General features: G+C 67.4%; 20 protein-coding genes and 1 tRNA gene. 8 read left to right on the top strand and 13 right to left on the bottom strand.

The annotated features are described in order from the left end of the window. Entirely contained in the window at positions 1–660 is a 660-nt protein-coding gene (locus AC2EAL_RS05775) for a helix-turn-helix domain-containing protein (protein ID WP_484723212.1), read from the bottom strand. 213 nt (positions 661–873) lie between these two features. Between AC2EAL_RS05775 and AC2EAL_RS05770 the strand changes: the two genes are divergently transcribed. Beyond that, positions 874–1479, top strand: a complete 606-nt coding sequence (locus tag AC2EAL_RS05770) for a DUF4336 domain-containing protein (RefSeq protein WP_484723211.1) — start codon at positions 874–876, stop codon at positions 1477–1479. On the opposite strand, the gene AC2EAL_RS05765 is transcribed toward AC2EAL_RS05770, so the two are convergent. From AC2EAL_RS05765 to smc, 6 genes are all read right to left on the bottom strand, one after another. Continuing rightward, positions 1476–2036 (bottom strand): sarcosine oxidase subunit gamma, encoded by a 561-nt coding sequence (locus AC2EAL_RS05765; protein ID WP_484723210.1) that lies wholly within the window; start codon positions 2034–2036, stop codon positions 1476–1478. The genes AC2EAL_RS05770 and AC2EAL_RS05765 overlap by 4 nt on opposite strands. Beyond that, positions 2029–4965, bottom strand: a complete 2937-nt coding sequence (locus AC2EAL_RS05760; protein ID WP_484723209.1) for a sarcosine oxidase subunit alpha family protein — start codon at positions 4963–4965, stop codon at positions 2029–2031. The genes AC2EAL_RS05765 and AC2EAL_RS05760 overlap by 8 nt, the downstream gene beginning before the upstream one ends. Continuing rightward, positions 4962–5246: a sarcosine oxidase subunit delta gene (locus AC2EAL_RS05755; protein ID WP_484723208.1), complete on the bottom strand. Its 285-nt coding sequence runs from the start codon at positions 5244–5246 to the stop codon at positions 4962–4964. Before AC2EAL_RS05755 ends, AC2EAL_RS05760 begins: the two co-directional genes overlap by 4 nt. A gap of 12 nt (positions 5247–5258) precedes the next feature. Continuing rightward, on the bottom strand, positions 5259–6509 hold the full coding sequence (locus tag AC2EAL_RS05750; RefSeq protein ID WP_484723207.1) for a sarcosine oxidase subunit beta family protein: 1251 nt from the start codon (positions 6507–6509) through the stop codon (positions 5259–5261). Between the two features lie 106 nt (positions 6510–6615). Beyond that, a complete protein-coding gene (locus tag AC2EAL_RS05745; RefSeq protein ID WP_484723206.1) occupies positions 6616–6738 on the bottom strand; it encodes a hypothetical protein in 123 nt (40 codons plus the stop codon). 78 nt (positions 6739–6816) lie between these two features. Beyond that, entirely contained in the window at positions 6817–10272 is a 3456-nt protein-coding gene (gene smc / locus AC2EAL_RS05740) for a chromosome segregation protein SMC (protein ID WP_484723205.1), read from the bottom strand. 145 nt (positions 10273–10417) lie between these two features. Here smc and AC2EAL_RS05735 point away from each other — a divergent pair, with 145 nt between their 5' ends. Then, positions 10418–10876, top strand: coding sequence for a GNAT family N-acetyltransferase (locus AC2EAL_RS05735; protein ID WP_484723204.1), 459 nt, complete (start codon positions 10418–10420; stop codon positions 10874–10876). Here the strand turns inward: AC2EAL_RS05735 and AC2EAL_RS05730 are convergent. After that, positions 10855–11910, bottom strand: a complete 1056-nt coding sequence (locus AC2EAL_RS05730; RefSeq protein ID WP_484723203.1) for an NAD(P)/FAD-dependent oxidoreductase — start codon at positions 11908–11910, stop codon at positions 10855–10857. The genes AC2EAL_RS05735 and AC2EAL_RS05730 overlap by 22 nt on opposite strands. Positions 11911–11953: 43 nt before the next feature. On the opposite strand from AC2EAL_RS05730, the gene mnmC2 reads away from it, so the two are divergent. Further along, positions 11954–12652 (top strand): tRNA (5-methylaminomethyl-2-thiouridine)(34)-methyltransferase MnmC2, encoded by a 699-nt coding sequence (gene mnmC2 / locus AC2EAL_RS05725; RefSeq protein ID WP_484723202.1) that lies wholly within the window; start codon positions 11954–11956, stop codon positions 12650–12652. Here mnmC2 and lpxK read toward each other — a convergent pair. From lpxK to AC2EAL_RS05710, 3 genes are read right to left on the bottom strand one after another with little or no spacing between them, the layout of a single operon-like run. Then, positions 12614–13603: a tetraacyldisaccharide 4'-kinase gene (gene lpxK / locus AC2EAL_RS05720; protein WP_484723201.1), complete on the bottom strand. Its 990-nt coding sequence runs from the start codon at positions 13601–13603 to the stop codon at positions 12614–12616. The two genes, mnmC2 and lpxK, sit on opposite strands and share 39 nt — an antisense overlap. Further along, positions 13603–14799, bottom strand: coding sequence for a 3-deoxy-D-manno-octulosonic acid transferase (locus AC2EAL_RS05715; RefSeq protein ID WP_484723200.1), 1197 nt, complete (start codon positions 14797–14799; stop codon positions 13603–13605). Before AC2EAL_RS05715 ends, lpxK begins: the two co-directional genes overlap by 1 nt. A 3-nt stretch (positions 14800–14802) precedes the next feature. Further along, complete coding sequence (locus AC2EAL_RS05710) at positions 14803–15048, bottom strand: DUF4170 domain-containing protein (RefSeq protein WP_484723199.1); 246 nt, start codon at positions 15046–15048, stop codon at positions 14803–14805. Between the two features lie 161 nt (positions 15049–15209). On the opposite strand from AC2EAL_RS05710, the gene AC2EAL_RS05705 reads away from it, so the two are divergent. From AC2EAL_RS05705 to AC2EAL_RS05695, 3 genes are read left to right on the top strand one after another with little or no spacing between them, the layout of a single operon-like run. Next, positions 15210–16091 (top strand): SPFH domain-containing protein, encoded by an 882-nt coding sequence (locus AC2EAL_RS05705; protein WP_137109915.1) that lies wholly within the window; start codon positions 15210–15212, stop codon positions 16089–16091. Between the two features lies 1 nt (position 16092). Continuing rightward, on the top strand, positions 16093–16374 hold the full coding sequence (locus AC2EAL_RS05700) for an NfeD family protein (protein ID WP_484723198.1): 282 nt from the start codon (positions 16093–16095) through the stop codon (positions 16372–16374). Between the two features lies 1 nt (position 16375). Next, positions 16376–16822, top strand: coding sequence for an NUDIX hydrolase (locus AC2EAL_RS05695; RefSeq protein ID WP_484723197.1), 447 nt, complete (start codon positions 16376–16378; stop codon positions 16820–16822). 97 nt (positions 16823–16919) lie between these two features. Here the strand turns inward: AC2EAL_RS05695 and AC2EAL_RS05690 are convergent, their stop codons facing one another. Then, on the bottom strand, positions 16920–17795 hold the full coding sequence (locus AC2EAL_RS05690; RefSeq protein ID WP_484723196.1) for an FkbM family methyltransferase: 876 nt from the start codon (positions 17793–17795) through the stop codon (positions 16920–16922). Between the two features lie 18 nt (positions 17796–17813). Beyond that, entirely contained in the window at positions 17814–18830 is a 1017-nt protein-coding gene (locus tag AC2EAL_RS05685; RefSeq protein WP_484723195.1) for a LacI family DNA-binding transcriptional regulator, read from the bottom strand. Positions 18831–19069: 239 nt separating this feature from the next. Here AC2EAL_RS05685 and AC2EAL_RS05680 point away from each other — a divergent pair. Together AC2EAL_RS05680 and AC2EAL_RS05675 are read left to right on the top strand one after the other, a co-directional pair. After that, positions 19070–19145, top strand: a tRNA-Arg gene (locus tag AC2EAL_RS05680). A gap of 77 nt (positions 19146–19222) precedes the next feature. After that, a complete protein-coding gene (locus tag AC2EAL_RS05675; protein WP_484723194.1) occupies positions 19223–20572 on the top strand; it encodes an FGGY-family carbohydrate kinase in 1350 nt (449 codons plus the stop codon). Positions 20573–20603: the final 31 nt, after the last annotated feature.

Raw genomic sequence — 20603 nt, 5'->3', positions numbered from 1 at the left:
TCAGCCCTGCGGATAGGCGATCACGGACAGGTAGCGCGCCGGGAGCTTGACCAGCCCCTCCGGCCCATGCGGCGCGTCGGCGTCGAAGAACAGGCTGTCGCCGGCTTTCAGCGGATAGACCGTGTCGCCGTGGCGGTAGTCGACCTCACCCTCCAGCATGTAGAGGAGTTCGAGGCCTTCGTGCTGGAAGGCCGGGAAGGTGTCGCTCTCGGTGGTCAGGGTGATGATGTAGGGCTCCACCACCACGCCCGAGTTGTTCGAGCCGATGTGGCCCAGCAGGTTGTACTGGTGTCCGGCCCGGGTGCCGCGGCGTTCGATTTCGACGTGCTCTCCGGCCCGGACGTGCTGCGCCTCGCGCCGTTCCTCGTAGCTGCGGAAGAAGGCGGTGACCGGGACGGAAAACGCGTGGCTGAGGACCTGGAGGGTCGTGAGGGACGGCGAGGTGTTGCCGTTCTCGATCTTCGACAGCATCCCGATGGAGAGGCCGGTCACATTGGCGAGGTCGGCGACGGTCATGCCCTGCTGGCGGCGAAAATTGCGGACCTCACGCCCGATGGCGGCCTCCAGGTTGCGCTCGGTGATTTCGCGGACCCGGTGCGGGTCCTGGTCGAAGGCAGGCTTGCCGCGCGGGAGGGCTGGGTTGGCTGTGCCGTCGGACATGAAATGACCCTGCAGTGAAACCAATACTTCTGATTTCACTACCGGGAAACACGCCATGAGGCAAGCTTCTGCGGTGGATGTGCGTGACCGTCCGACGTAAGCTGACTGCATGGGAAGGTAAGGTTGATGCTGGTTGAAGAGTTTGGCCCCGACATATGGCTTGCAGAGGGGTCTCCGGTCACGGCGGCGGCTGGCTTCCACTATCCGACCCGCATGGTGCTGATCCGGCTTTCCGGGGGCAGCCTGATCCTGATCTCTCCGGTGCAAGCGACCGGGGCGTTGATATCAGCGGTGCGGAAACTGGGGTCGGTCCGGCACATCATCTCACCCACCAAGTTGCACAACCTTTTTCTCTTGGACTGGAAATCGGCCTTTCCGGACGCACTGCTGCACGCGTCACCTGGATTGCGCGCGCGACGTCCCGACATAGCATTTGGTGCTGATCTGTCTGCTGAACCGCATTCCGACTGGGCGAACGAAGTGGATCAGATCGTGCTGCGCAACCGCATCGCGGACGAGGTGGTCTTTTTCCACCGGCAAAGCGGAACTGTCGTGTTCACCGATCTTCTGCAGAACCTGCCCAATGGCTGGTTCAAGGGCTGGCGCGCCCTGGTTGCTCGGGCCGATCTTATGACGGGCGACGAACCGGCAGTTCCCCGCAAGTTCCGGTTGGCCTTTACGGACAGAACCGTCCTGCGAGCCGCGTTGCAGGTCGTTTCAGACTGGCCCGTCAAGAGCGTGGTCATGGCGCATGGCACACCGGTTGTGAAGGATGCGTCAGACTTCTTGACCCGCGCTTTTGCCTGGGCGCAGCGCTAGAAGGCGGAATGGGCGGCGGTCTCGATGGCGTGGAGGAGGCTTTCGGCGCTGGACCGCGGACCGTAAAGCCGGGCCGCGCCGGGGCCGTGCTTGATAAGGTAGACGCCGAGGTGTTCGATCACGGTTCGGGTGGCGTAACCGTCTGGCTTTGCAGTGTAATCCACGTTGCAGAGACGTTCGAGAAGGGGCGTCAGGTCAGGGGCCGCCAGGTCGAAGGCGACCCAGGCGTCGGTCTGTTCGGTGATGCTGGCGGCGTCGCCGAGGGCGGATTTCAGGAGGTCGGCGATAAGTTCGTGGGTGGCGTAAGGGGCCTCGACGAACCACATCTCGGGGGCGGTCCAGAAGGCAGAGTACGGGGTGCCTTGCTGGTGGGTGGCGGGGCCGGGGAGGGGGACGCCTGCCTTCTGCGCGGCCTTGGCAAGGTCGGCGCTGCGGCCCTTGCGGGCGGCGACAGAGGCGAGGGCGACGTCGGTGCGTTCCGTGATGGTCAGCGGGCCGTGGGTGACGGTTGTGGCCTCGCGGCGGCCGAGGGCGGTGAGGGGCTGCAGGCTAGCCACGGAGGCGCTCTCCTTCCGGGTCGAACATGTGGGGCGAGATGATCTCGACCTCGGTATCGAGGCCCGCGAGCAGGTTCACGATCCGCATCCGCTGGCCGATCTTCTTGTCGCCGCCCTTGAGGTAGCCCAGCGCGATGTCGTGGCCCAGATGCGGCGAGTAGACCTTGGAGGTCAGCCAGCCGCCATCGTTCGCCGCCACGGGGGCCGCGCCCTTCTCCAGGAAGTGACTGCCGGCGGTCAGCTTGCCGTTCGGATCGACGGGTTTGACGCCGACGAGGCGGTAGCCGTTTTCGTCGGTCAGTCCTTCGCGCTGGGAAAGGACCATGCCGATGGAATCCTTCTTCTTCGACACCATCTTGCCCAGCCCCATGTTCAGCGCGGTGGATTGGCCGTTCAGCTCGCCCCCCGCGACATGGCCCTTTTCGATCCGCATCACGCCCAGCGCTTCGGTGCCGTAGACGATGGGGTCGAATTCGGCTCCCTTCGCCAGCATCTCGCGCAGGAGGGCGTCGCCGTAGCGGGTGGGGACGGCGATTTCATAGGCCAGTTCGCCCGAGAAGCTGATCCGGAAAAGACGCGCGCGGAGGCCGCCGACCGTGATGTTGCCCGCGCCCATGTAGGGGAAGGCGGCGTCAGAGATGTCCTGGTCGACGACTTTCTCCAGCAGGTTCCGTGCGTTCGGACCCGCGACCGAGAACTGCGCCCAGGCTTCGGTGGTCGAGATGAGCTGGACGTCCATATCCGGCCAGAGGCACTGACGGCAGAATTCCAGGTGGCGGAACACCGTCACGGCGTTGGCGGTGGTGGTGGTCATGACGTATTCGTTCTCGCCCATCCGGGCTGTGGTGCCGTCGTCGAAGACGATCCCGTCCTCGCGGAGCATCAGCCCGTATCGGCACTTGCCAACGGCGAGGGTGGAAAAGGTGTTGGCGTAGACCTTGTCGAGGAAGGCGCCCGCGTCGGTGCCCTGGATGTCGATCTTGCCGAGCGTGGTGACGTCGCAGATGCCGACCGATTTGCGGGTCGCCAGGACCTCACGGTCGACCGACTGCCGCCATTCGGTTTCGCCCGGTTTCGGGACCCATTGGGTGCGAAGCCAGTTGCCGACCTCGACAAAGATCGCGCCCTGTTCCTTGGCCCAGTGGTGGCTGGGGGTCAGGCGGAAGGGCTTGAATTCCTTGCCTCTTGACCGTCCGGCCAAGGCGCCCATCGCAACGGGGGTGTAGGGCGGGCGGTAGATCGTGGTGCCGGTCTCAGAGATCGAGCGGCCGGTGAGTTCGGCCATGATCGCCAGGCCGATGACGTTGCCGGTCTTGCCCTGGTCGGTCGCCATGCCAAGCGTGGTGTAGCGTTTGAGGTGTTCGACGGAGGTGAAGTTTTCCTGCTTGGCAAGCTTCACGTCCTTGACGGTGACGTCGTTCTGCTGGTCGATCCAGGCGCGGCCCTTGCCGTGGTGGACGTGCCAGAGGGGCGCGATGCGCACCGGCGCGTCCTCGGCCTGGGGCAGGTCGGGGGCGGAGGTGAGGTCGAGCGCGGCGAGGGCGGCGTCGCGGCCGGTCTTCAGCGCGGCGTGGGTGGAGAGTTTACCGGCTGCGGCGCCGGCGACGAGAAGGCCGGGGGGGCCTTCGGGGCCTGGGACGAAGGCGGCGATGGCAGCATCGTAGACGGGGCGGGATCGGTGATGTGAGTGGATGTTCACATTCGGGTTCCAGCCACCGGAGACCCCAAGAGCGTCAACGCCAATCGTTTCCGCACGACCGTTCGATTGGCGGACATTGATGGTCTTCAGGCCGAGTTTGCCGGATGTGTCGATGACTTCGGCCCCACGCAGGTGGCGGATGCCGGGGAGGAGATCGCCCCCCTCGCGGCTGTCGATCACCGCGACAACGTCGACGCCCTTGGACTGAAGGTCCAGCGCAGTGCGCAGGCCGTCATCGTTGTTGGTAAAGACCGCGATGCGCTGTCCCGCTGACACGCCCCAGCGGTTGGCATAGGCCCGCAGCGCGCCGGCCATCATGATGCCGGGACGGTCGTTGTTTTCAAACGCGATGGGGCGTTCGGTGGCCCCGCCCGCCAGGATCGCGCGGTGGGTGTAGATGCGCCAGAGGATCTGGCGGGGCTTGCCTTTGGCGGGGGTCGGCAAGTGGTCAGAGACCCGTTCCACCGCAGAATAGATACCGTGGTCGAAGGTGCCGATGACGGTGGTGCGGGTCATCAGGCGGACGTTCGGCAACGAGGTGAGTTCGGCCACGGTGGCCGCCGCCCAGTCCGCGCCGGGGGTGTTGCCGATGGCGTAGGTCTCGGCGTTGAGACGCCCGCCCATGCGGAAATCCTCGTCGGCGAGGATGACGCGCTTGCCCGCGCGACCAGCGGTCAGGGCGGCCATCAGGCCCGTGGGACCGGCCCCGATGACGAGGAGGTCGCAGTGCAGGAAGCCTTTGTCGTATTCGTCCGGGTCCTCCTCGCGCGTGACAGAGCCGAGGCCTGCAGCGCGGCGGATGATCGGCTCATAAAGCTTTTCCCAGAAGGACTTGGGCCACATGAAGGTCTTGTAATAGAACCCGGCCGCGAAGAAGGTCGACAGCTTGTCGTTGACCCCCATCGCGTCGAAGCGGAGAGACGGCCAGCGGTTCTGGCTGTTCGCGCTGAGGCCGTCATAGAGTTCGGCCACCGTGGCACGGGTGTTCGGTTCCTGCCGTCCGCCGCTGCGCAGTTCGACCAACGCGTTCGGTTCCTCTGACCCCGCAGAGATCGGCCCGCGCGGGCGGTGATACTTGAAGCTGCGGCCCATCAGCTTGACGCCGTTCGCCAGCAGCGCCGAGGCCAAAGTGTCGCCCGGATGGCCCTGGTAGGGGAGGCCGTCGAAGGTGAAGCGGAGGGTCTTGGTGCGGTCGATCTGGCCGCCGTCGATACGGTGCGACTGGGTCATTTGCTGCGCCCCCGGGCCAGCGCCACATCGCGGGCGAGTTCGACCTTGGTGATCTCATGCGTGACGGTGTTGCGGGTGACGACAAGCCAGGACCGGTCGCCCTGTTCGTGATACCAGAGCTCCTGGTGCTCGCCCGCCGGGTTGGTCCGCTGGTAGAGGTAGTCGTGGAACGCTTCGATCCCGGCGGTCATGCCATCGGGCCGGTCCATGAGGGAGGCGTCGCCGAGATAGACGAATTCCTGCGCATCGCGGGGGCCGAGGATCGGATGGTGAATGATCATTCGATTATTCCGTCAATGCAGGTTCGGCTGGGCGCCCTGGCCCTTTTCATCGATCATCAGCCCCTTGAGGAACCGGTCGAAGCGGTAGGCCGTGGCGGTGTTGTGTGGTTCGTCCTTCGCCAACAGATGTGCGAAGCACCAGCCCGACGCCGGGGTGGCCTTGAAGCCGCCGTAGCACCAGCCGCCGTTGAAGTAGAGGCCCTCGACCCCCGTCTTGTCGATGATGGGCGAGCCGTCCATCGACATGTCCATGATCCCGCCCCAGGTCCGGAGGAGACGCACGCGCCCGATGGCGGGCATGAGCGCCATGCCGCCCTCGGCCACGTCCTCGATCACCGGCAGATTGCCGCGTTGGGCGTAGGAATTGTAGCCGTCGATGTCGCCGCCGAAGACGAGGCCGCCCTTGTCGGACTGGCTGACGTAGAAGTGCCCCGCGCCGAAGGTCATCACGCCGTCGATCAGGGGCTTCAGGCCTTCGGAAACAAAGGCTTGGAGGACGTGGCTTTCGATGGGCAGCCGCATTCCGGCATGGGCCATGACCTTCGAAGAAGACCCCGCCACTGCCACGCCGACCTTCTTCGCGCCGATGTAGCCGCGGGTGGTCTCGACACCCTTGATGCGACCGTTCTCGATCCGCATTCCGGTGACTTCGCAGTTCTGGATCAGGTCCACGCCGCGGCTGTCAGCCCCACGGGCATAGCCCCAGGCCACTGCGTCGTGCCGCACCGTCCCGCCGCGCGGCTGCATCAGCGCGCCCTTGATCGGGAAGCGGGCGTTGTCGAAGTTGAGCCAGGGGTACATCTGGCGGACCTCGTCCCGGCTGAGAAGCCGGGCGTCCGCCCCGTGCATGATCATCGCATTGCCACGCCGGGTGGCCGCATCACGCTGCGCGTCGGTGTGGATCAGGTTGATGATCCCGCGCTGCGAGACCATCGCGTTGTAGTTGAAGTCCTGCTCAAGCCCTTCCCAGAGCTTCAGCGAGAATTCGTAGAAGGGCTCGTTGCCGTCGAGGAGGTAGTTCGACCGGATGATCGTGGTGTTCCGGCCCACATTGCCGCCGCCGAGGTAGCCCTTTTCCAGCACCGCGATGCGCGATTGCTTGAATTCCTTGGCAAGATAGTAGGCCGTGGCGAGCCCGTGCCCACCGCCGCCGATGATGATGTAATCGTATTCGGGTTGGGGCTCGGGGTCGCGCCAGACGGGTTTCCACCCCTTGTGGCCGGTCAATGCCTCGGCAATGACCCGAAATCCGGAATAGCGCATCGGCCTTCTCCTGCATCTGGGCCTGTTCTAGGCCCGATCCGGCGCAGGGAGCCGTCGGTTTTCGCCACGCGCGCCGCCGTTTTCGCCACGACGCGCGAACGGAGGGTCAGGGTTCGAGGGTGGTTTCGATGGCCGCGAAGGGCGACCAGGCGGGGGCCATGTTCGACACCTGATCCTGGGCCCAGGCAAAGAGAACGAGGATCGTGGCGGTGGAGAGGAGCAACTGCATGTTCAGGTCCCGGCTACGTTTTGTTCACGTACCGTTCTGACTGATTCTGGTTGCCAACCGGTTAACCATGCGCCCGCGTCAGGCGACCAGAGCCTCGGCCTTCTTCAGGTCGACGGAGACCAGCTGGCTGACCCCCTGCTCCTGCATCGTCACGCCGAAGAGGCGGTCCATGCGGGCCATCGTAACCGCATGGTGGGTGATGATGAGGAACCGCGTGTCGGTGCGGCGGGTCATCTCGTCGAGGAGGTCGCAGAAGCGGGTGACGTTGGCGTCGTCCAGCGGCGCGTCGACTTCGTCGAGGACGCAGATGGGGGCGGGGTTCGCGAGGAAGACGCCGAAGATAAGGGCGAGCGCGGTGAGGGTCTGTTCGCCGCCGGAGAGGAGCGAGAGGGTCGCCAGTTTCTTGCCGGGGGGTTGGCAGAGGATTTCAAGACCGGCCTCCAGCGGGTCGTCGGATTCGACGAGGACAAGCCGCGCTTCGCCGCCTCCGAAGAGGTGGGTGAAGAGGGTCGCGAAGTTGGCGTTGACCTGTTCGAAGGCGGTCAGCAGGCGTTCACGGCCTTCCTTGTTCAGGCCAGCGATCCCGGCGCGGAGTTTCTTGATCGCCTCTTCGAGATCGGACTTTTCGGCGGCCAGCGTGTCGTATTCGGTCTCAACGGCCTTGGCATCTTCCTCGGCGCGGAGGTTGACGGCCCCCAGAGCCTCGCGCTGCCGTTTCAGGCGGGAGACGTCGTGGTCCAGCGTCTCGGCGTCGGGCATCTTGTCGGGGTCGGTGCGGAGGCTGGTGAGAAGCTCGTCGGGGGTGCGGTCGTCTTCCTCGGCGATCCGTTCTGCGGCCAGCGCCACGCCTTCGCGGGCGGCATCGAGGCGGGCTTCGGCGCGGGCGCGGGATTCGCGGGCCTCCCCGGCCAGGCGCTCGGCCTCGCGTTCTGCCATTGCGGCTTCGCGGAGGGCGGCTTCGGCTTCGGCGAGGGCATCGGCGGCTTTGCGGCGGCGCTCTTCGGCCTCGGCGATGGCGTCCACGAGTTCGTCGCGCTTGGCGGCGATTTCCTCTGGGGCGAGCATCGCCTCGGCCAGTTCCTCCTCGGTCTCCGACCGTCGTTCGGTGAGTTCCTCAGTCCGGCGCGAGGCCGTTTCCAGGCGGTGCTTCCAGCCGGAAAGCTCCTTGGTGGCTTCCTGACGGCGGCGGGTGCGCGCTTCGCCCTCGCGGCGGACCTCGTCCTGGGCCGATCGGCGGGTCATCATGGTGATGCGGGCGGCCTCGACGGTGATCTTGGCGGCCTCAACCGCGCCCCTTGCCGCATCCAGATCGCCAAGGTCGGCAACCGCTGCCTCGGCCTCTTTCAACCGCGCGCGGGCGGCCATGGCTTCATCTTCGAAGCGGCTGACGGCGAGCTTCGCGGCTTCGAGCTTGCCGCCGGCGATGGAGCGGTCGGCCTCGGCGCGGGCCAGGGCGCGGTTGGCCTCGGCGAGGCGGGCGTCGGCGGCGCGGCGGGCGTCGCGGGCGCGTTGGTCGGCGGTGGCGAGTTCTTGCAGGCGGGCTTGCAGGGACTCGTGCGCCTGGCGGGCACCGTCTGCACGGGCGGCGACGTCTTCGAGGTCGCGCTTCAGCTGGACGAGGCGGTTCAGCTGCTGCAGGCGGAGGGCGGCGGCAGAGGGGGCGTCCTCGGCCCCGGCGCGGAAGCCGTCCCAACGCCAGAGGTCGCCTTCGATGCTGACGAGGCGCTGGCCGGGGCGGAGGTCGGCCTGTAGCTGGAAGCCTTCAGCGCGGGTGACGAGGCCGATCTGGGACAGGCGGCGGGCGAGGACGGCGGGGGCCTTCACATGGGACGCCAGAGGCTCGGCCCCGGCGGGGAGGGGCTGCGCCTCGCCGTAGGGAGCAAGGACGGCCCAGCCAGAGCGGGCATCCTTGGCGACTTCGGGCGCGCGGAGGTCGTCGGAGAGGGCTGCGCCGAGGGCTTTTTCATAGCCGGGCTGAACCTCAAGCCGGTCGAGAAGCTGATGGCCTGCCTGCGATTCCCGTTCCACCAGGCGCGCGAGAGCGGCGACTTCAGCCCGCAGCGCATTGGCTTCGCCTTCGGCGGAGGAGCGGGCGGCGCGGGCGTCGGCTTCGCGGGTCTGGGTTTCGGCGCGGGCGGCTTCGGCGGCCTCCAGTGCGGCTTCGGTGGCTTCGCCTTCGGCGAGGGCGGCTTCCTGCGCTTCCTCGGCGGCCTCGAAGGCCTCGCCTGCGGCCTCCAACGCACCGGCGGCGGCGGCGACGGCTTCGCGGGCGGAGGTGGCCTGATCCTCGGCCCGGTCGAGGACCGAGCGGGTGTCGGACAGCATCCGCTGCGTCGACTGGTGGCGGGCGGCGAGGCGGGCGGCGTCTTCGGTGAGTTCGGCGAGCGATGTCTCGCGTTCGGCCAGCACGGCGCCGGCTTCGCGGGCGGCTTCGACGGCCTCAGTCAGCTTCTCCTCATGCCCGTCATGGGCGCGGGCGAACTGTTCGATCTCCCATTCCAGCCGCTCGATCACCTCGCCCGCGTCACGGTTCAGGCCCGCCTCGCGCTCAAGGTCCTGCGTGAGTTGACCGATCCGGCCATTCAGCGCGTCGATCTGGGCAAGGGCGCGGGCCTCCTGATCGCCAAGCGCGTCGCGTTGCAGGACAAGGCGCTGCAGGATGGCGGCAGCGATGGCCTCCTCCTCACGCTTGGGCGGCAGGGCGTCTTCGGCGGCCTCGCGGGACTTGCCTGCGCCCCGGGAGGCGGCTTCGGCCTGGCCTTGCGCGATCAGCCGTTCGCGCAAGCTGGCTTCGGCCGCTTGCCGCGCCTCGTCCGCCTCGCGCCAGCGGCGCCAGAGGAGCATGCCTTCGGACTTCCGCAACTCCTCGGAAATCTCGCGGTAGCGGGCGGCCTGCTTGGCCTGGCGGGTCAGGACGGAAAGCTGCTGGGCGAGGTTTTCCAGCACGTCATCAACGCGGGTCAGGTTGGTTTCGGCGCCGGAGAGTTTGAGTTCCGCCTCATGCCGGCGGGCGTAAAGTCCGCTGATCCCGGCGGCTTCCTCCAGCACACGGCGGCGGGCCTTGGGCTTGGCGTTGATGAGTTCGGAGATCTGGCCCTGCCGCACCAGCGCGGGGGAATGGGAGCCGGTGGAGGCGTCGGCAAACAGCATTTGCACGTCGCGGGCGCGGACGTCCTTGGCATTGCAGCGATAGGCAGACCCGGCATCGCGGGTGATGCGGCGGACGATCTCGATCTGATCGGAGTCATTGAAGCCGGAGGGGGCGAGGCGGTCGGTGTTGTCGATCACCAGGGCAACTTCGGCGAAGTGGCGGGCACCGCGGGTGGCGGCACCGTTGAAGATCACGTCCTCCATCCCGCCGCCGCGCATGGCGGAGGGGCGGTTTTCGCCCATGACCCAGCGGAGCGCCTCCAGGAGGTTGGATTTGCCGCAGCCGTTCGGGCCGACAACGCCGGTCAGCCCCTCATGGATCACCAGATCCGTGGGGTCGACAAAGCTTTTGAAGCCGTTGAGGCGCAGTTTGGTCAGGCGCAAGGATCACATCCGAGTCGGGTGGGAGATGTTCCCGCCGGGGGGCGGCAGAGTCAACCGGGCGCGCTGGATATGGGCGGTTGGGTCGGGCTTATCCCCAAGATGTTGCGGGGTTGCGGGTCGTTTGGGGGTGGCGCAGTCTGTGGGGATGACACCGATGCTTGCCACCGATCCTGCGCTTTGGCCCGCCGTGTTGCATCTCTTGCACGGGGCGTTCGCCTATATGGAGGGTCGGATCGACCCGCCGTCCTCGCTCCGCGATCTGACGCCGGAGGCGCTGACGCGGCAGGCGGAGGTGGGGGAGATCTGGGTGATTGGCGCTCCGGTCGCCTGCGTGTTCCTGACGCCGAAGCCGGGCGTGCTTTATGTGGGGAAGCTGGCGGTGGATGAGGCGTCTCGGGGCCAGGGGCTGGCGCGGCGATTGATCGACGTGGCGGAGGCGCGGGCGCGGGAACGGGGGCTGCCCGCGCTGGAGTTGCAGACGCGGGTGGAGCTGGTGGAGAACCAGGCGGCGTTTCTTGCGATGGGGTTCCGGGAGGTCGGGCGGACGGCGCATCCGGGGTATGACCGGCCGACCTCGATCACCTATCGGCGGGCGGTTTTCTGAAGCAGGGTTTCCACGGTGAAGTCCGGCGGGATGGTGTCGCGGCCATCGAGGACGAGGTCGGCCATGACCTCGGCGACCTTGGAGGCCATACCGAAGCCAATCTTGAAGCCGCCGTTGGCAATGAAGTGGCCGGGGCGGCCGGGCCATGCGCCGAGGACGGGCGCGCGGGTGGCGGATTTGGGGCGGATGCCGGCCCAGCGGGCGGTGATTTCGGCTTTGCTTAGGGCGGGGACGGCGGCGATGGCCTTGGCGTGGAGGGCGTCAAGCTGAGCGTCGGTTTCGGCGTGGGTCCAGGTGGTTTCCGAGGTGGACCCGATGGCGACAGTGCCGTCGGCGTGGGGGACGATGTGGAGGCCGTCGACGAAGAGTTGCGGTTGGTCGCGGGCGTCGTGGCGGAGGGAGAGGGCCTGGCCTTTCACGCCGGAGCCGAGAGTGATGCCCAGAGCCTGCGAGAGGTCTTGCAGCCCGGCGATGCCGGTGGCGTGGATGGTTAGGCCGGTGTCTTCGGCTTCGCCGAGGATCAGTTCGGCACCTTGGGCGGTCAGCGCGCCAGTGAGGGCGGCGAGGCCCATTCGGGGGGAAAGGCGGGCGGAGAGGGTGTCGTGGACCAGCCAGCCGGTGGGGGTGACGGGCTCCCATTCCGCGCCGGTGGCGGGGATGACCTGCCAGACCGCCCTGCCCCGCCACAGCGTCGCGGCTTCGCTTTCGCGGCGGCGGGCGGCCTCGACGGCGCGGTCGTCGGGGAGGGGTTGCAGGCGGCCAAGGCGGGCGTAGCCGGAGGGGAGGTTGGAGGCGGCCTCGACAGCGGCCCACCAGTCGGCGGCCATGAGGAGGCTTTCCAGTTGGAAGGCTTTCTTGGCGTTCCAAGCCTCGGGGACATGAGGAGAAAGCGCGCCGACCAGCCCTCCGGAGGAGCCTGCGCCGGGGTGCGCCGTCTCGATCACCCGGACCCTGGCGCCGCGCCTAAGGCAGGCCCAGGCGATGGACAGGCCGAAGATCCCTGCCCCGCGGACGGTCACGTCGACGCTTGCCATTCCCCTGCCCCACGACCATGAACGGGGCAAAGGACTAACCCCGATGAGCGCCGCCGAACAGCCCCCCGATCTTGACTGGCGCGACGACCTGATCCCGGTGTCGCGGCAGTTCGACGATCCCTATTTCTCTCTGGCCGGGGGGCTTGAGGAGACGCGGCATGTGTTCCTGGCTGGGAACGGGCTGCCGGGGCGGTTGTGCGACGGGTTTCACATTGCCGAACTGGGCTTCGGGACCGGGCTGAATCTGCTGGCGGTGCTGCTGGCGCACCGGGGGCCGGGGCGGGTCAGATATACCAGTTTCGAAGCCTTTCCGATGCCTGCGACGGATATGGCGCGGGCCTTTGCGGCTTTCCCCGACCTTGCAGACATCGCAAAACCGCTGCTGGCGCAGTGGGCGTCGGGGGCGCGGGTGTTGCAGTTTCCGAACCTCACGGCGCGGGTCATCGTGGGGGATGCACGCGAGACCTTGCCCAGGTGGGACGGCCGGGCGGATGCCTGGTTCCTGGACGGGTTTTCACCGGCGAAGAACCCGGAACTGTGGTCGCCCGAGCTGATGGTCGAAGTGGCCCGACATACGGCGCCTGGTGGGACCTTTGCGACCTATACCGCCGCAGGGCATGTCCGCCGCGCGCTGGCCGAGGCGGGGTTCACTGTCACTCGTGCGCCGGGGTTCGGGCGGAAGCGGCACATGTCGGTCGGGCGATTACAGCCCGAGGGAGGCGAGCCGGGCGTCGAGGGCTGACCAGTCCGCCACCTGCAGCCGGACGACCAGCGTCAGGACCCGGGTGCGCCAGGCAGTCGACAGGCGGGCGGCGTCCTTTTCGGTGGTGACGAGCTGCGCCCCCGCGGCGCTGGCCTCAGCATCCAGCCGCCGCATCAGCGTGTCGGACAGGGTCGCGTGATCGCCAAGTGCCTCGGCCCGGATCAGGTCGGCCCCTTCGGCCCGCAGGGTGGCGAAGAAGCGCGAGGGGTCGGCGATCCCGGCGAAGGCGACCACACGCTCCCCTGTCCAGTCCATGCCCATGGCGAGGGGCCTAAGCTCTCCACGCAACCGGGGCACGGTGATGGCAACACCCCAGGTGGTGTCGAAGCGGGCCTGGGCGGCATCGTCGCCAATCGTCAGGACCAGATCGGCGCGGGCAAGGCCCGTGGCGACGGGTTCCCGCAGGGGGCCGGCCGGGATGCAGCGACCATTGCCGAAGCCGCGCGCCGCATCGACGACGACCAGCGCGAGGGAGGGCTTCACGGCGGGGTTCTGGAACCCATCGTCCAGAAGGATCACCCGCGCCCCGGCCGCCTCGGCTGCGCGGACGCCGGCAGCGCGGTCCTTCGCCACCCAGACCGGTGCGAAGGCCGAGAGGAGGAGCGGTTCGTCCCCCACATCGGCGGCCCGGTGGCGGGCCTCGTCGACGCGGACCGGGCCTTCCAACTGGCCGCCATAGCCGCGGCTGACCACCTGCACCGCATGCCCGCGTGACAAGAGGCGTTCGGTGAGCGCGATCACGGTCGGTGTCTTGCCCGCGCCCCCTGCCGACAGGTTGCCGACGCAGATGACCGGGACCTGCGGCGAGTAACCGGGCTGCCGCAAGCGGCGCGCGGTGCCGGCGGCATAAAGCCAGCCAAGGGGCGCCAGAAGGCGCGGGATGAGCCCCGGACGGTCCGGTGGAGCGAACCAGAATGCGGGGGCGCGCATCAGTCTTCCCCGTCCATGACGGCGCGAATGCGCTGCACGACGGTATCGGTGACCTCGGCCCCTTCACTGGCGACGGACCATGCCGCCTGCGCCAACCGCGCGGCCCGGTCGGGCGACAGAAGATCGCCCAGCGCCTCGCCCAGGTCGGCGGCAGAGGCCACCGCCCGCGTCGCCCGTGCAGCCCCGAGACGGCCGAAGACCGGACCAGACTGGCCGGTCTTCGGGCCATGCAGGATCGCCGAACCGAGGACGGCAGCCTCCATCGGATTGCGGGTGGGGCCCTTGCCGGACAGCGTCCCGCCCAGGAAGGTGACCGGCGCAAGTCGATACCACAGGCCGTATTCGTCGGGATCTTCGGCCACCAGTATCTCGACGTCGGCGTCGGGGCTTTCCTCGGCCGCGCGTTCGGCGACGATCCAGTCCCCGGATGCTTGCAGCGCCCTGGCCAAGGCTGCCGCGCGGGACGGCTGTTGGGGCATGAGGATCAGCAGCAGCCGGTGCGAATGCTGCATCGCGCGGCGATGGGCCTGCAGGACGGCGGATTCTTCAGCTTCGGTGATCCCGGCGGCGAACCAGACCGGGCGCGCCGCCAGCAGCCGGGACAGCACGGCGCGGTCGTCATCGGCCACCGGCAGGACCGCGCTTTCCTCCTCCATCCGGCCGATGACTGCGACGGATGACAGGTTGGCACCACCCTTGCGGAAGGCCCGCGCCGCCGCTTCGTCGATGGCCAGGATACCGCGGAACCGGCCCAGGATCTTGCGCATCAGGCCGGGATACCAGCCGTCGCGTTCGCGCAGGAAGGCGGGGGCCTTGCCGTTGACCATCAGCATCGGAATCTTCCGTTCCGCTGCCTCGTGCATCAGGGCGGGACGCAACTGGCCCCCGGCGAAGATCGCGACCTCGGGGCGCCAGTGGTCAAGGAAGGCGCGTGCGTCCACGACGTTGTCGGGGGGCGGTTCCTGCAGCACCACGCCGTCCAATGCAGGACCCGCGACCGGCGCTGTCAGCAGGACGGGCAGCCCGTCCTCTTCCACGAGCCTTCGGGCCAGGGCGCGGACCGGGCTGACCAGGCCTTCGCCCGGGGCATGCAGCCAGACCAGCCGCCCGGCAGGCCGCGCCGGTCGTGTTCCGGCCTCGGCCTGATCGCGCCGCTGACCAAGGTTGTACAGCGTCAGACCAAGCGAGGAGGCCATGGTCTAGTTGCCCAATTCCTCGGTCGCAGAGGCCGGGCGGGATTCATCGCGCAGCCGGTGGATATGGGCGATGAAATAGCGCATGTGGGCATTGTCCACCGTGCGCTGCGCCTCGCCCTTCCAGGCTTTGAACGCGCTGTCGTAATCCGGGAACATCCCGACGATATGGATCTGGCTGACGTCGCGGAAGACGTTCTTCTGGGGGTCCACAAGCTCGCCCCCAAAGACGAGATGCAGGCGCTGGGTCATGATCGGCTCCGTTCAGGTCAGGCGCGGCGACACTATCCGCTTATGGCGACAGGGGGAAGTGAGGCGGCGGGAAGTGAGGAAGGGGGGTCTTGCGCAGGCGGGGATGAGGGGTCACATTCCCGTCAACGCCTGCAGGGCGGAGTTGAACCGGAGGATTTGACGTGGATCTTGACTTTCTGATTGGCTGGCCGGGCGTCTACCTGGCCATCGCGCTTTTCATCATCCTTTGCATTTTCCTGGGCGTGCGGATCGTCCCGCAGTCGGAAAAGCATGTCGTGGAACGGTTCGGACGGCTGCGGGCGGTGCTTGGGCCCGGCATCAACTTCGTGGTGCCGTTCCTTGACCGCATCGCGCACAAGGTCTCCGTCCTGGAACGCCAGCTGCCGAATGCCTCGCAGGATGCCATCACCGCCGACAACGTGCTGGTTAAGGTCGAAACCAGCGTCTTCTACCGGGTGACGGAGCCGGAGAAGACCGTCTACCGCATCCGGGACGTGGACGGGGCCATCGCGACGACCGTGGCTGGTATTGTCCGGTCCGAGATCGGCAAGCTGGAACTGGACCAGGTCCAGTCGAACCGCGCGCAGCTGATCGAGCGGGTGCGCGAGCAGGTCACGGCGATGGTCGATGACTGGGGCGTCGAAGTGACCCGGGCCGAAATCCTGGACGTGAACCTCGATGAGGCGACGCGGGCGGCGATGCTGCAGCAGCTGAACGCCGAACGCGCGCGCCGGGCACAGGTCATGGAGGCCGAGGGCAAGAAGCGGTCGGTCGAGCTTGCCGCGGACGCCGATCTTTATGCCGCCGAGCAGGCCGCCAAGGCGCGCCGGGTGACGGCGGACGCCGAGGCCTATGCGACCGGCGTCATCGCCGGAGCCATCAAGGAGAACGGGCTGGAAGCCGCGCAGTTCCAGGTCGCGCTGAAGCAGGTCGAAGCGCTGCAAGCCGTGGCCGTGGGTCAGGGCAAGCAGACGATCCTCGTCCCCGCCAACGCGCTGGAGGCCTTCGGGGATGCGTTCAAGATGCTGAAGGGACGGGGCTGAGATGTTTGCGACCCTGATGGGAACCTGGTGGGTCTGGGTGATCCTGGGCTTTGCCTTGGGCGTGCTGGAGGTCTTGGCTCCCGGCTTTATCTTCCTGGGCTTTGCCATCGGCGCAGTGGTGACCGGTGTCCTGGTCGGCATCGGCGTCCCGGCCGGGCCTGCGGCGCTGATCCTGATCTTCGCGATCGTGTCGGTATTGTCCTGGCTAGTTCTGCGCCGCGTGGTGGGGGTCCGCGAGGGGCAGGTCAAGATCTGGGACCGCGACATCAACGACCAGCGCTGAGGTGGAGTTCGTCGGGTCCAAGGCCGCGCTGTTCTGCGACGGCTTCGTCCTGACCTACCTGCGCGACGAAAAGCCTGGGCTGCGCTGGCCCGGGCTTTGGGACCTGCCGGGCGGCGGGCGCGAAGGGGCGGAAAGCGCCGAGGACTGCCTGCTGAGAGAGCTGTGGGAGGAGTTCGGGCTGCGGCTGTCAGTGGACCGGCTGGTCTGGCGGCGGGTGTTCCCCTCGATGATGGATGCCGAGCAGAAGTCGGTCTTCTTCGGGGGCTGGCTGACCCGGGAGGAGATCGCGGCGATCCGGTTCGGGGACGAGGGGCAGGGCTGGGAGCTGATGCCGGTCGCAGGCTTCCTAGGGCATCCGAAAGGGGTGCCGGAAATGCAGCGGCGGGCCGGGATCGTCTGGGCCGAGTTCGAAACTGTCCACGGTGGACGGGGTTTGCTCCGCGATTGATTTCAATATGTTAGGCGCGGCGATTTACCGTTGGTTAACCTATCAGCCGCGTAGGGTGCGCTATAGCGCACCATCCGACGGTGCGCCGTAGCGCACCCTACGCTGTGGGACGAACGGCTTGCAAAAGGCGCTGGCGAAGGGCGTCCGACAATGCGCCCTTCTCAACCAGCAGCCCCGCCAGCCGCAGGGTTGCGCTGAGGGCGGGGTAGCACAGCGCAAGGATCAGGAAGAGCCGCGTCAGGTCTTCGACCGGCAAGCTGTCCCACCGGGTGAAATCGCGCAGGTAGATGGCATCCGCGTCGATCACTTGCCCGATGTCCTGCCGCTTGGCGGTGAAGTAGAGGTCGTTCGGTGTGCCTGTGAAGGGGAAGCGGTGCGCCGAGGCAAAGCCAAAGAACCGAAGGCCCAGTGACTGCAGCAGTGCGTCCTGATCCGCGAAAGACGGCTGGCCCTGGTAGATCGGGGTGAAGGCGACCTCGGTCTGGATGCAGAGGGCGCCCTGCAGTTTCTGCTGGCCGCAGCGAAAGGCCGCGAGTTCGCCGCCCTGGATGTCGATCTTCAACCAGTCGATGCGCGGCAGGTCGGCGAGATCGTCCAGCCGCACGGTCAGCACCGGTTGGCGCGCGGTGACCTCGGTCAGGGCGGCGAAGGAGTGGATATGGGCGGTGACGGCCGGATCGGGCGCAAGCGTCGAGACAAAGCCCGGATGGCGGGTCAGGTGCAGGGTCGCCGGGCCGCCGTCGCCGATCACGTGCGGCAGGTAGCGGCGGGTGGCTGAGGTCGGGAGTTTCGCCAGTTCGTCGGGGTTTGGCTCGAACCCGGTCAGGCGGGCAAGGCCTGCGGCCAGAAGCGGAGCGTAAGGTGGCTTTTCACTGGTTGGCAGACCCGAAGCCCCGACGTCCACCACCTCGATGGGCGCGGCAAGCGGCAGGGCGCGGATCAGGTCGGCGACGAGGTCCTCGGGGAGCTTCATGCCGCCGTCTTGTGCATGTCAGCGGCGAATCGTGTCGCCTGGCTGCAGGGTCGGGAACAGTTCGACCTTCTCGCCCTGGGTGGCCTTGCCGGCGATGATCTCGGCCGAGCGGCGACCGATTTCCAGGCGGCAGGCGTCCATGGTCGCAAGCTTGCGCGGCAGGCCGTCGAGGAGTTCGACCCCGTTGAACCCGGCAAGGCCGATGCGGCCGGGGACGTCGAGGCCCTGGTCGAGGCAGTAGAGAAGCCCCCCTGCCCCGATCATGTCATTGGAATAATAGAGGAAATCTACACCGGGTGTCCGGTTCAGCACGGCCGCCGTCATCTCGCGCCCCTTCAGAAGGGCCGAGCCGCCCGAGTAGTATTCGCGGTCGACGAGGCTAAGGCCGGCTTTGGCCAGCGCCTCTTCAAAGCCTTCCAGCCGCTTCTTGGCGCGGAAGTCGTTCGGCATCTGGGTGCCGAGGAAGGCGATGTTGCGGTACCCGGCGGCGATGATCGCCTCGGCCATTTGGCGACCGGCGCGGCGGTGGGAAATGCCGACGGCGTGGTCGATGGGATCGCCGTCGATGTCCATGATTTCCACGATCGGGATGCCAGAGCGGGCCAGCATGGCGTGCGAGGCGGCAGAGTGTTCGAGACCGGCAATAATCATGCCGGAGGGCCGCCAGGACAGCATCTCGTAGATGACCGACTCCTCGCGGTCGGGTAGGTAGTTGGTGACGCCGACGACGGGTTGCAGGCCAGTGCCTTCCAGGGTTTCGGAGATGCCGGTCATCACCTCGGGGAAGACCATGTTCGAGAGGCTGGGGATCACGACGCCGACGAGGTTCACCCGCTGGGACGCCAAGGCCCCCGCGATCTTGTTCGGGACGTAGCCCAGGGCGCGGGCGGCCTCCAGCACCTTTTCGCGGGTGGGGGCCGAGACATCGCCCCGGTTCCGCAGCACCCGGCTGACCGTCATCTCCGAGACGCCCGAAGCTTCGGACACATCGCGGAGCGTGAGGGTGTGGCGCGGGTCGGGGGTGGGCTTGGTCAACTGCACGGTTCCGTTACTGCGTCCCCCTTGTTACCGCCAAAGACAAGGCTTGTCCAAGGCGGTTTCGTCTGCTACTGTTACCGCTAACAGCCGTATGGTTGGCGATATCTGGCGCGTCCTTGCAAGCTCTCAAACTGGACACGACGGACCAAGGGGGAGGTAGTGGGCCAAAACTTGCCTCCCCTTTTCATTTCCAGTGGTTGCTTTTGTGCGCCTTTCGACGCATTCAGGTCGCGCGTGGCCCCGTAGCTCAGGGGATAGAGCGGCCGCCTCCTAAGCGGCAGGTCGATGGTTCGAATCCATCCGGGGTCACCACCTGCCTGTGTTGGCGCTTCCCCTTGTGAAATCAGTCGGATAGGCTGTTCCCGGCACTTTCGTTGGGGGAACGGGGAATGCGGCGGATCGCGGTACTGGACATCGGCAAGACCAACGCCAAGGTGCTGGTCGTGGACCTGGCGACAGGGGTGGAGGAAGTCCTGGCGCGGACGCCGAACGCGGTGGTGCGGGACGGGCTGTATCCGCATCACGATCTGGAGATGCTGTGGGGCTTCGTGCTGTCCGGTTTACGGTTGGCGGTGGAGCGGGGGGTCGATGCCGTGTCGATTACCACGCATGGGGCGGCTTGTGTGCTGGTCGATGTCGACAGCGGGCTGGCGCTGCCGATGCTGGATTATGAGCACGTGGGGCCGGACTCGGTTGCTGCCGAGTATGACACGGTGCGGCCGGGGTTTGGGGAGACGGGGTCCCCTAGGCTGCCTTTGGGGCTGAACCTTGGGGCACAGGTGTTCTGGCTGGCGCGGGCGTTTCCAGGGGAGTTTGCGAAGGTGCGGCATGTGCTGACCCTGCCGCAGTATTGGGCGTTCCGGCTGTCCGGCGTGGCGGCGAGTGAGGCGACCTCGCTGGGCTGCCATACCGATCTGTGGAACCCGTGGGAGGGGCGGTTTTCGTCGCTGGTCACGCGCATGGGATGGGAGGGGCTGTTCCCTCCGGTTCGGAAGGCGGCGGAGGTGCTGGGGCCGGTGTTGCCTTCGGTCGCCGAGGCGACAGGGTTAGCGGCGGGGACGCCGGTGTTGTGTGGCATCCATGATTCCAACGCGTCTTTGGTGCCGCATTTGGGCAAGGCTCCGTGTGGGGTCCTGTCCACAGGGACCTGGATGATCGTGATGGCCCTGGGGGGCCGGGCGGTGGAGCTGGATGCCGCGCGGGACGTGCTGGTGAACGTGAATGCGCTGGGGCAGCCGGTGCCGACGGCGCGGTTCATGGGGGGGCGCGAGATGGAAGAGATCATGGGGGGGCGGATTGTGGAGCCGTCTGCGGAGGATCTTCGCGCGGTGCTGGAGGGCCGGGTGATGGCGATGCCGTCGTTGCATCCGGAGACGGGGCCGTTTCCGGGGAAGCGGTTTGGCTGGATTGGGGGAGAACCGGAAGGCGGCGCGCGGATGGCGGCGGCGTCCTTCTATGCGGCGCTGATGGGGGCGGAGTGTCTGGACCTGGCGGGCGCGGAGGGGCCGGTGATCGTGGAGGGGGCGTTCGGGGGGAACACGGCGTTCCTGCGGATGCTGGCGACGGCGACGGGGCGGGTTGTGAAGGGCTCGGGTCAGGGGGCGGGGACGGGCTTGGGCGCGGCGCTGCTAGCAGGGCCTTTGGCGGTGAAGGCGGCTCCGGCGGTGGAGGTGATGCCCGAAGGTGATCCCCTATGGACCGGGTATGTGTCTGCGTGGCGGGAGGCTGTCGCCCGGTGACGGCTCCTCGTGCGCCTTCGGCTTCTCGTCG

Source organism: Tabrizicola sp. T74, from assembly GCF_057219935.1.
Note: the sequence above shows the minus strand (reverse complement) of the source record. Positions and strands in the feature narration are given on the sequence as shown.